This is a genomic window from uncultured Campylobacter sp. (genome assembly GCF_938030785.1).
GTDB lineage: Bacteria > Campylobacterota > Campylobacteria > Campylobacterales > Campylobacteraceae > Campylobacter_B.
This window is the reverse complement of the sequence record NZ_CALHIK010000013.1, coordinates 1-11603: the sequence shown is the minus strand read 5'-3', so window position 1 is coordinate 11603 and position 11603 is coordinate 1. Positions and strand designations below refer to the sequence as shown.

8 protein-coding genes and 1 other RNA gene are annotated in these 11603 nt (G+C 49.3%); 8 read left to right on the top strand and 1 reads right to left on the bottom strand.

From position 1 onward, the window contains the following. Positions 1–328: 328 nt before the first annotated feature. Positions 329–690, bottom strand: a transfer-messenger RNA (tmRNA) gene (gene ssrA, locus Q0438_RS00870). 98 nt (positions 691–788) lie between these two features. Between ssrA and panB the strand changes: the two genes are divergently transcribed. The 8 genes from panB to Q0438_RS00830 all read left to right on the top strand — a co-directional run bounded on the left by panB (position 789) and on the right by Q0438_RS00830 (position 11258). Further along, the gene (gene panB, locus Q0438_RS00865) at positions 789–1586 is read left to right on the top strand and encodes a 3-methyl-2-oxobutanoate hydroxymethyltransferase (protein WP_299186245.1); all 798 of its coding nucleotides are present in this window, start codon (positions 789–791) and stop codon (positions 1584–1586) included. Between the two features lie 501 nt (positions 1587–2087). Continuing rightward, positions 2088–2681, top strand: a complete 594-nt coding sequence (locus tag Q0438_RS00860) for a hypothetical protein (protein ID WP_299186243.1) — start codon at positions 2088–2090, stop codon at positions 2679–2681. A 798-nt stretch (positions 2682–3479) separates the two neighbouring features. Then, positions 3480–4496 (top strand): Holliday junction branch migration DNA helicase RuvB, encoded by a 1017-nt coding sequence (ruvB, locus tag Q0438_RS00855; protein ID WP_299186241.1) that lies wholly within the window; start codon positions 3480–3482, stop codon positions 4494–4496. A gap of 363 nt (positions 4497–4859) precedes the next feature. Continuing rightward, complete coding sequence (locus tag Q0438_RS00850) at positions 4860–6434, top strand: AI-2E family transporter (RefSeq protein ID WP_299186237.1); 1575 nt, start codon at positions 4860–4862, stop codon at positions 6432–6434. 505 nt (positions 6435–6939) lie between these two features. Further along, a complete protein-coding gene (locus Q0438_RS00845; protein WP_299186234.1) occupies positions 6940–9192 on the top strand; it encodes a molybdopterin-dependent oxidoreductase in 2253 nt (750 codons plus the stop codon). A 275-nt stretch (positions 9193–9467) separates the two neighbouring features. Beyond that, a complete protein-coding gene (gene fdhD, locus Q0438_RS00840) occupies positions 9468–10250 on the top strand; it encodes a formate dehydrogenase accessory sulfurtransferase FdhD (RefSeq protein ID WP_299186232.1) in 783 nt (260 codons plus the stop codon). Between the two features lie 9 nt (positions 10251–10259). Further along, a complete protein-coding gene (locus Q0438_RS00835; protein WP_299186230.1) occupies positions 10260–11051 on the top strand; it encodes a LysR family transcriptional regulator in 792 nt (263 codons plus the stop codon). Between the two features lie 18 nt (positions 11052–11069). Further along, the gene (locus tag Q0438_RS00830) at positions 11070–11258 is read left to right on the top strand and encodes a hypothetical protein (RefSeq protein ID WP_005869215.1); all 189 of its coding nucleotides are present in this window, start codon (positions 11070–11072) and stop codon (positions 11256–11258) included. The last annotated feature ends 345 nt before the right edge of the window (positions 11259–11603 follow it).

Here is an 11603-nt window from a genome sequence, read left to right as displayed (position 1 = left end):
CCGCTAGTAAAGCAACATATGCCAATGACAGCACAACAAATTTATTCATCTCTTTTTCCTCTCTTCTATAATATTGCGTATTGTGTCTTGTACTTTTTGATGCTCTTGACCGTTTTTACCTCCGAATTTGGGCAAAATATACGCTTTGTTCATATGGAAAAACCCATAATGCGAAAAAGACCTCAATAAACCCCCTAATATTTCGGAAAAGATTATATCTAAAATAAAAATGAAAGAGGCCTGAACGACTAAAATTTAAGATAGGCGCCTGTGCGCCGGAACCAAATACAACTAAAAAGAAGTGATTAAAGCTTAAAGATAACTTAATTGGTGGAGGTGTGCGGGATTGAACCGCAGTCCGAAAACAAACGACCAAAGCCTCTACATGTTTAGCAAAAGTGAAGTTCTCGCGCAGGCTCGCTCACTTTCCAAAACGACCCGCCGGCGCAAAGACTAGGATTTCACCCTACGGCTCGTCACGCCGCAGAGCTACGCTATCACAGATTACCCGCCGCCGCGCTTAGATAGCATCGGCGCAGAGCAGGGCTCGACTGGACTTACGCAGCTTTAGCGTAAGCAGGAGCAAATTTAACGTTGTTTGCGTTTAAATTTAGTTTGGATTTTATACGCTGTATCCAAAGCGACATGCCGCCTTGACCCATCCGTTCCCGTCGAAGCCAAGTCACCCCCGAAAGAATGCGCGCGCATTTTACTTTAAAATTTTATAAATGTCAAATTCGGCTTATGCTAAAATTGCATTCAAATTTTAACCGAGCAAAGGAGCCAAAATGTCAAAAATCACGCTTTCTAAATTATACGAGATGAAAAAATCCGGCGAAAAGATCGTGATGATCACCGCCTATGACGCGCTTTTTGCTAAAATTTTCGACGACGAAGTCGATATGGTACTCGTAGGCGACAGCCTAAATATGAGCTTCGGCGGGCGCTCTGAGACCCTAGGCGCAAGCGTAGAGCAGATGATCTATCACGCGCGCGCCGTAAGACGGGGGCTAAAGCGAGCGTATATGGTCGTGGATATGCCGTTTTGCTCATGCGCGACGCCAGAGCTCGCGCTACAAAACTGCGCCAAAGTCTATGAAAGCACCGGCTGCGATGCCGTCAAAATCGAAGGCGGCGCGCATATGGCAGATACCGTGGCGCTGCTTAATCGAAACGGTATCGCCGTGATGAGCCACATCGGGCTAAAGCCGCAGTTTTCGCGCTTTATGGGCGGCTACAAGGTAAGCGGGCGCGGCGAAGAGGGCGCGCGCGAGGTCTTAAGCGACGCTAGAGCGCTTGTCGAGGCGGGCGCAGTACTGCTGCTTGTAGAGGGGATGATTTCCGCAGTCGCAAATCAAGTGGCGCTCGGCACCGACGTGCCCGTCATCGGCATCGGCGCGGGCGCCGGCATAGACGGACAGGTGCTTGTATGGAGCGATATGTGCGGGTTTTTCACGGAGTTTCGACCAAAATTCGTTAAGCGCTATTTGGAAGGCGCCGAGCTTGTAAAAGGCGCGGTGCACGAATACGCGCGCGAAGTCAAAGAGGGGGGCTTTCCGAGCGAGGAGTTTGAATACAAGCAGTAGCGGGATTTGACTAAATTTTAAAATTTACGCGCCGAAATTCTAGCGATAAAGCTCCGCTTGCCTTAAAACAATGCTTCGTTTTCGCGCGTCACAGGCTACGTAAACAGCTCGCGCTGCTTAAAATTTATTCGGCGCGAGCTATTGTGAGCGCTTTACCTAGTGCGAGAGATTGTAGGCGCTTTGAGAGAATACTCTGCGTGGTATTTTATACGGGCGGCGCCGTGCGAGAGTTCGCGCGCTTCTGCACGCGGGTGCTTATTTCTGTCGCCGACTGCAATGCGCGACGCTTTTTTGTGAGCGCTCTCACGCCGCAGCTCTAAAATACGCTGCGAGCGCTAAATTTTACGCACGCGGCCGCAGAATTCTGGCATAAACTAGCCGTCAGGCCCAAACGGCTTATAAAATTTAAGGAGAAAATTCGGCTAAAGTTTTAAAAATCGTCATAGCCGTGGCTCTGGGCTTGCTCTTTTGCGTAAAGGTGCTGCCGATTTTGGCGATAGTTTGTATTTTAAATTCTTTTTCGTTGGTCGCGACGCAATAGAGCTGGATAAAGCCCCGCCGATGCAAAACTACGAGCAAAATCGCGAGAAATTCCTAGACCTGTTAGCTTTTGCAGATCGCAACTTCCCTAAAAATTTGCGCGTTACGATCCAGAGCACATACGGCGACGAGTATATTTGGATCGATTTGGACGGCAATAAGACGAAATTTTATTCAAATTCCATTTTCAGGGATAATGTGCCGGATATCGGCGATGGGTTAAAGCTCATCGGCTGGGACAAAAAGACGTTTGGGCAGCTAAAATCAAAGCTCGCGGCGATAAACGCCAGAACCATCGTGCTAAATAGAAGCGGCGATAGCGGGGTGCCTTGGGCAGAGATCACCTACCGATACGTGGAGCACTACACCGATAGCTATCAGTTTTATGCTCTAGATAGCCCGAAGCTCGCCAAGCTACACGCCAAGGGCTGCTCGAAGAAATTTCAAAAGGACGGCGTAGTGTTTTTATACGCAATTGAAATATCAGATTATAGAGTGCTTTGTAAGAGTGACGACGACAATAAAAGTGTCTTGATCAAAGAGAGAGATCGATAAGGCGTCGCGAGATTGCACGGCTAAATTTAATCGCACGAGCCCGCGTTAAGCTTAGCGGCAAATTTTAAAATTCACGCTAAATTCTAAGTCGTCTTGAAAAACGAAATGTCGCGCGAAATTTTACCTAGCCGCGCAAGGCAGAATTCTGCATAAAATTCTACGCAGAATTTATTGCGAAATTTTAACCGATTGCGCGAGATAAAATTCCAGACGGCTGCGTGCCGCTAAGCTTGAAGCGTAGAATTTAAAGTCTCGCTGGCGCAAAAATAAGATCCGCATTAAAATTCTACGAGGCAAAATTACGTTGCAAAATTCCAGGCGCCGAATTTAATATCGCAAAATTCCAGCGCCAAATTTCACGTCGTAAAATCCCGCGCGTATTTTTCAAACAGCCAAATTTTTACCATTAAATTCTACGCGATCAAATTTCGCACCGCTTGCTCCGCAATCGCTGCTTGCGAACGCTCAAAGCCTTAAATTTTACGCGATCAAATTCTACGCATTAAAATTTAGCGCAGTTAGTGATCCGCGCGCAGTCTTGAAACTGCTACGCTAAAATTCCGCACTAAAGCATAGCGGGCGTAGCGGCATGAGCGTGGTCTTAAACCCGCCGCGGTAAAATTCCGCAGTCTTTCACGACGGGTGCTTTGCTTTTTAGCCCTAGCCCTAAGCGCGTACCTAAAATTCCGCGCGGCAAATTTTATCTCGCTCGTAAAGACGGCGCCTTGCTAAAATTGTCAAAATTTAGCCATTTTTCGCTACACTTGCTAAAATTTTAAAAACGATTAAAGAGAGATTATGGACAGAATTGTAGAGATCGAAAAGATGCAGCTCGATGAGAGCGTGGAGAGCTCGCTGCGCCCGTCGAGCTTCGAGGATTACGTGGGGCAGGAGAAGATCAAATCAAACCTCGCCATCGCGATCGCCGCGGCGAAAAAGCGCGCCGACGTGCTTGATCACGTGCTTTTCTACGGGCCGCCCGGGCTCGGTAAAACCACGCTAGCGCACATCATCGCCGCTCAGATGGGCGCCGCTATCAAGGTCACCGCCGCGCCGATGATCGAAAAGGCGGGCGATCTGGCGGCGATTTTGACGAACCTGCAAAGCGGCGACGTGCTTTTCATAGACGAGATCCACCGCCTAAGCCCCGCGATCGAGGAGGTGCTATATTCGGCGATGGAGGACTTCCGCCTCGACATTATCATCGGCTCGGGTCCCGCCGCGCAGACCATCAAGATCGACATTCCGCACTTTACGCTCATCGGCGCCACGACGCGCGCAGGCATGATCTCCGCGCCGCTGCGGGATCGCTTCGGCATGCAGTTTCGTTTGCAGTTTTACACGCATGCCGAGCTTGCGCGGATAGTGCAGATCGCTTCTGTTAAACTCGGGAAGGAGAGCGCGGCCGACGCCAGCGCCGAGATCGCGCGTCGCTCTCGCGGCACTCCGCGTATTGCGTTACGGCTGCTGCGCCGCATACGCGATTTTGCCGAGGTGCGCGACGAGGGCACTATCTCGCACGATCGAGCACGCGAAGGGCTCGAGGCGCTGGGCGTGGACGAGCAGGGCTTTGACGAGATGGATATAAAATATTTGGAAATTTTATTTGACGCTAAGCGCCGTGCCTTGGGGCTTAGCACGATCGCGGCGGCGCTTAGCGAGGACGAGGGCACGATCGAGGACGTCATCGAGCCCTATCTGCTCGCCAACGGCTACATCGAAAAGACCGCCAAGGGCCGCATCGCAACCGATAAGGCGCGCGAGGCGCTCGGTCGCGTGCTAAAGGTCGTGGAGAGAAATCTGTTTGAGGAGTGATCTGCTGGTTTAAAATTTAATCGGGCTCGGCGGGTGCCTAAAATATTATTTTATCGGTCGCTTTCCCTTTAGTTTAAATTTAGACGGGCTTTGCGGGTCTCTTGCGGTGTGTTTACGTCGCGCGTCACATATGTGTTGTTTTGCTCGGCGGGTGCTTGAACGCGTGCTTCATCGCTAGCCCGCCGCCTTTAGTCTTTTAAATTTTACTTCGAAATTTTAATAAACATACCCGCTGCGCCGTCGCGCGCCGTATGCGAAAACGCGCAAGAACGCCGCTCGTAAATTCGATTAAATTTCAAAATTTAATCGAAATCTGATAAAAAAATTTATAAAATACGTCATCAAATTTCAAAAGGATAAAATTTGCCGACGCCAAAAGACAACGCCGCAAGCTGCAACGAAAATCTGGCTGAAAACGTGGCTCAAAACAACGCCGATAATAACGCCAAAAGCGAGGCGCAAAATTTCACCGAAAATCAGACTGTAAATAACGCTGAAGGTAAAATCGAAGCCGCTGCCGAAGCCAAAGCGACCATCAAAAACAAAGCCGAAACCGCTGCTGAAAATAGAGCCGAAATCGGTGCCAAAAATCAAAGCGGAAGTGGAGCCAATGTCGGTGTTGAAAGCGGGGTTAAAGCCGCTAAAGCAAATACCGACGCTGATAAAGCAGACGCAGCTGCGTTAGGTGCCGCGGAAGGCGGGACTAAAACCGCCGTCGAAAATCAAAGCGAAAACCGGGTCAAAACCGACAAGGCCTCATCTGCTGGTGCTTCCGCGCTTAACGACGCTGTCGAAGCCAACGAAACCTTCTCGGCTAATATTTCCGCGCTTAGCGACGCCGCCGCTTCGGGAGCCGCTGCGGGTATGAAAGCAGGCCTTGCCAAGGCTGGGCGCGCGAAGACGAACAAGATATTTTTTATCGGCGCAACCTTGCTGATGTTTTGCTGCGTGATCTATCTGTTCTCGCCGTTTTTGATGGTGATCGCAATCGGCGTGCTGATGGCGGTGGCGACCTCGGGTCTGCACGCTAAAGTAACGAAGCTGTGCCGCGGCAGGCGCACGTTAGCCTCGGTGCTTAGCCTGTTTTTGCTCTGCGCGCTTTTTTTCGTGCCCTTCATCTACGCAGTGATCGAGATCGCCAAAAACGCCGCGAGCTTCGATATGGCGCGCCTAAACGATGCGCTTAGCTACGTTCAGAGCCTAAACATCAAGCTGCCCGGGCCTTTTGAGAAATTTGATACGCAGTTTCGCTCGTTTTTGGCAAACCTGGACGTCGCGGGCTTAGCTAAGCAGATCATCTCCTATCTCTCGGTCGTCGGTAAATCCAGCGCGAAATTTATCGTAGATATGGTGCTTATCATCGTGTTTTGCTTTTTTGCATACCTCTACGGCGAGAGCTTCAAGCGCTTTTTTAAAAAAATTCTACCCGTCGAGCCCGCGCAGATCGATTATATCTTTTCCGAGACGGCAAATACGATGAGCGTCGTGTTTTACTCGACTATCTTCAACGCCGTATTGCAGGGTTTTTTGTTTTCGATCATCGCAGGGATCTTCGGCTTTGACGCGCTGCTGATGGGGGTGCTTTTCGCCTTCTGCTCACTCATCCCCGCAGTCGGCGGTGCGCTTATCTACGTGCCTACCGCGCTATACGTACTAGCGGGGGGCAGCACTTCGGGCGCGATCGTGATAATGGCGTATTGCGTGATACTGATCTCAACGCTCGCGGACAGCTTCGTAAAGCCGCTCGTGATCAAATTTATCAACTCGCGCCTAGTCGAAAACCCCGCAAACATCAACGAGATGCTGATCTTCTTCTCAATGCTTTCAGGCATCAGCACGTTCGGGTTTTGGGGCGTGATCCTGGGGCCTGCGATTTTAACGCTATTTATCGCGGTGTTAAATTTATACGACTATCTAAAAAAGATAGAATTCGAGTAGGGCTTGCGCCGCTAGGCGCTTTTAAATTTATGAAAATGTCGCCCGTAAAGCGCAATGCCCAGCACGCCTTCGCGGCTTTTTGCCCGCTCGCGTTTTTGCTCGTGGGCGCAAAGGATTAAATTTAAAGGCAAATTTTATATTCTAATCGCGCTGATTATTTACGAGCCGTAATTCGCGGCGCGTTTGCGACGAAATGGCTTGCTGCAAAAATTCCAAGCCCACTTGCGTAGCTAAATTTATAGTTAGAGAAAAAGCATCTTGAAATTTTAAAATTCCATCGGAATTCTAAAATTTAGCTTAGAAAGCGTCTTTTGCGCTAAGCGATAAAATTTGCGTGCAAACGCCGTCGTTATCGAAGCAAAAGCGCAAATTTTAACTATTCAATTTAATATGCAAGATTTGCATATTGCTTAAATTTTGCTTAAAAAAATTCACTAATTTAAAAATTCTTTTATAATCTAATAAGTATAATAGCTCCGTAATCAAAATTCTTGAAAGGAGTATCATGCAATCCAGAGAAAAGATCGTGAAAACGACTTGTCCTTATTGCGGTACCGGCTGTGGTATCGATCTTGTCGTAAAAGACGGCAGGATCGTAAACGCACGTCCTACGCAGGCCCACCACGTAAATGACGGTGAGCTATGCTTAAAAGGTATGTTCGGCTGGGAGTTCGTAAACTCTCCAAAACGCCTTGCCAAACCTATGATCCGTAAGAAAAACGGAGTATTTGATAGAAGCGGCAAACTCGAGGAGGTAAGCTTCGAGGAAGCTTACGATTTCGTAGCGTCTAAATTTAAAGAGACCGTCGCAAAATACGGCTCAAACTCGATAATGGGTTTTAGCTCGGCGCGTTCAAACAACGAAGACAACTACGTTTTTCAGAAATTTTTCCGCGCTCAGGGCAGCAACAACGTCGATCACTGCGCCCGTCTTTGACACGCTCCTACAGTGGCAGGTCTTGCCAACACATTAGGAAACGGAACGATGACGAACGATTTGGTCGAATTCGCTACCGATACGGACGTATTTTTGCTCATCGGCACCAATACGAGCGAGTGCCATCCGATCATCGCTATGCAGATGCAGCGAGGCTTGCAGCGCGGCGCGAAGATGATCGTAGTAGATCCGAAGCGTACCGATATGGCGAAAAAGGCGGATATTTTCTTGCAAATCCCGCCGGGCGCGAATATCAAGACGCTAAATACCATTATGCACGTTATCATTGCCGAAAATTTGCAAGACGACGAGTTTATCAAAAACTACACGCACGGCTACGAGTATCTAAAAGAGGTGGTTAAGGACTTTACGCCTGAGCGCTTCGAGCGTGAAACGGGCGTAAAAAAAGAGCTTATCGCGGAGGCTGCCAGAATGTATGCCAAAGCGGGCGCGGCGGCGATTTGCTACACTATGGGCATCACGCAGTTTAGCGACGGCACCTCGAATGTATTCTCGCTTTCAAATTTAGCCATTTTGACGGGAAATTTAGGCAAAAGAGGCGCGGGCGTCAATCCGCTGCGCGGTCAAAATAACGTCCAGGGCGCGTGCGATATGGGCGCGCTACCTAACGTCATCCCGGCAGGCGCGGTAAATTCCGCTTACGCTCAGGAGCAGGCGCGCAAAGTATGGCACTTCGAGCTAAATCCTACTCCGGGCTTTAAACTTACGATCGCACCCGATAAGATGGATAGCGGCGAGCTAAAGCTGCTCTACGTTTACGGCGAAAACCCTGTAATGAGCGATCCTTGGACGGAGCACTTCGTGCACTCGACGCACCATCTGGATTGCTTTATCGTGCAGGATCTTTTCTTTACCGAAAGCGCGCAGAAAGCCGACGTCGTGCTGCCTGCGGCAGGCTGGGGTGAGAAGGACGGCACCTTTATCAACACCTCTCGCCGCGTCCAGCGCACGCGCAAGGCTAGCGAGCCGGCTCCTGGCGTAGAGCCTGATTGGAAGGTCGTTTGCAATATCGCGCAAAGAATGGGGCTTGAAGGGTTTGATTTTTTAAGCGCGGAAGAAATTTGGAACGAAGTGCGTTTGCTAATGCCTAAATTTTTCGGCGGCATTAGTTATTACAGACTCGGCAAGCTAGGCGGCATCAGCTGGCCGTGCCCAGACGAAGATCATCCAGGCACGCCGGTGCTTTACGTGGATCATAAATCGATGCTGCCTGACGGTAAATTTAGAATGGTGCCGGTGCTTTATGTGGACGATAAAAAAGAGCGCGCTAAAGCGGAGGCCGATTTTAGAGCCAAGATGAAAATTCCGGATGATTACCCGGTGGGAAGCGGCGCGCTTAGCGAGATTCCGGATGAAGTCTATCCGTGCTTATTTACGACCGGGCGCAAGGTCTATCACTACCATACGGGCACGATGACGAGAGAGTGTCGCGCGCTAGAGTACGGCGCGGGCGCAGAAGGCGCGCTCATCGAGGTAAGCCCCGACATCGCACGCGAACGCGAGCTTACCGAAGGCTGCTATGCGCTCGTCAAAAATAAGCGCGGCCAGATCGCGGCGAAACTGCGCATAAATCCGGATCTAAAAGAGGGCACGATCTTTACGACCTTCCATTACAGCGAGGCCGACGGCAATGAGCTCGTGCATGCGGGCGATCTGGATCCGCTATCGGGCATCCCGCCGCTAAAGATGACGATCGCAAATATCAGAAAGCTTAGCGAGAGCGAGTTTATCGAGTTCAGAAGACAAAACGAGATGTCGATGCACTCTGAAAAACCTTATCTATCGCCGGTTCATAAGTAGTTTGGGCGGCAAGCTCCGCCCGCTTTGCAAGGATGAAATTTAATCGCAGCTACGGCTAAATTTGATTAACTTTCATCTTCGCGGGCGCTTCATAGCCGCTTGCGCGCACAGTGCAAGCGGCTCGTGGAATTTTCCACGCGATTTTTTAAATTCAAAAATGCGAGCGATTTAAATTTACGCATTCCGCTTCGGTACGACGGCTTTACTTCGGCGAATTAAGGCTATTTAAGCAAAATTTCACTACGATACGAGCGAAATTAAAATAAGGAAGGTCTATGGAGCCGATTTATAGGGCGGAGATAGTTAAATTTAAAGGCGATGAAAGAAGGATCGTAAGCGATATCTTGGTTCGCGAGATTAAGCTTGAAATTTTACTAAACGGCAAGCGCTTCGGCGCGCTGATGGCGACTCCGAGCGATCAGAAGGCGCTTGCGATAGGCTATTTGCTGAGCGAAAATTTGATCTCGGATCCAAGTCACATAAAGAGCATAGAGCTCGCGCCGGACGGGCTTAGCGTGAATGTTTGCGGCGAGATAAACGAAAAGCGGCTAAATAGCTTCGATGCCGAAAAGGTCATCATCAGCGGCTGCGGGCGCAGCTCTACCGCAAATATCGATCCTGAGGCGATGGCGGCGCGCAAAGTCCGCTCGGACGCTAAATTTCATAAGAATGAAATTTTAAATTTGATGAGCGAGTTTTACACGCAGTGCGAGCTTTATGAGATGACGGGCTGCGTGCACACCGCAAAGCTTTTTACCGCGAGTGGTGAGTATTTTATCGGCGAGGATATCGCCCAGCACAATACTATCGATAAATCGGTCGGTAAAGCGGTCTTGGCGGGGTGCGATACTCAGGGCTCGCTTCTTTTGGTAAGCGGCAGGCTAAGCTCCGAAATGGTCGCCAAAGCCGTGATGAGCGGCATTAGCGCGCTTGTTTCGCGCACGGCTCCTACGAGCCTGGGCGTCGTGATAGCGCGTAAATTTGATCTTACCCTTTGCGGCTTCGCGCGCGGCGAAAATTTAAACGTTTATAGCGGCGAAGAAAGAATTTTGAGTTAAGAGGGCGGCATGGAGATAGATATCAAAATAGACGATAAAAAAGCAAGCGAGATCAAAAGGCTGATTTTAAATTTATTAAATCCGAGCGGCAAGCTCGATTGCGGCGCGGCATTTAAGATCGCTGCTAAATTAGGCGTAGATGCAGGCGTTGTAGGAGATCTCGCGGCGCGCGAAGGGATACGGATAGATCGCTGCGAACTCGGTCAGTTCGGCAAGCTGCAATGCAGCGGAGGTAGCATAAAGGCGCTACAAAAGCTAGATCCGCTTTTGGATGAGAAAAGACGGATTTTTTGCCGTGACGCCCGCGCCGTAGCTAGCGGCGGAGTAGGGTTCGATACGGTGCGCTCTACGCTTAAGGAGCACGGCATAGACGTGAAATATTGTCAGCTGGGCTGCTTTAAGGAGAAGAAAGGCAAAAGAATGAGGGTAAAAACAAAAACTTGGATCGAAAATGCGCAGGGCGAGCTCATTTTCGGCAAGGGCAAAACCGAAGTACTAGATGTGATCGCTCAAACGGGCTCTATCTCTAAAGCCGCCGAGGTTTTGGGGATGAACTATAAAAAGTGCTGGAGCCATCTGCAAATTTTACAAAAAAATCTGCAAGAGGAGCTCTTTAGCACCAAGCAAGGCGGCGGCAATGCCGCAGGCACGACGCTAAATGCGCGCGCTTATGAGCTGATCGCCGCATATAAGCAGCTGCAAAGCGATATAGAAAACTACGCAAACGAGCGCTTTAAGGAGCTTTTTTTGAAAAAAGAGGGCGAGAAAGACGCAAGTAAAGCGGCAGATAAAAACCATTAAATTTTAAAGGAGAGAACGATGTTTGTAAAACTAAACGACCGAACCTATCTAAACAAAGACAGGATCACACGCATCAAGGTAGATAGCGTCCAGGACGGTATCAGAATTCGCTTCTACGAGGGGCAGTTTCAAGTCGCCAAAAGCGGCAGATTTGAAAGCGAAGAAAAAGCGATGGAGTGGTTGCAGAAAAATTTTATCGGCAAATAGGCGCAAAGCGCACTTCATGGCCGCGCGAGCAGCTTGCGAACAGATCCGCAAAATAGTGACTCTTTGTGATGCGCAGCGGCTGCTCGCCGGCGCGATGATTGGTTTGTGAGCGATCCGCGCTTTTAAGAGAGCTCGCAGAATTTTAAAAATTTCGGAATTTGCAAAATTTTACGGATCCGAATTTTTAAAATTTTTAAAATTTGGCATAGTGGAATTTTGTCGGCTATATAGAATTTGACGGTCTGAATTTTACTGCGCGGAGCTTTTAAATTTACATATCGCAGCGCGATCGTAATAAAAGTCGTAGTAGTAAAATTTAATTTTGTAAAATTTTACTACTTTAAA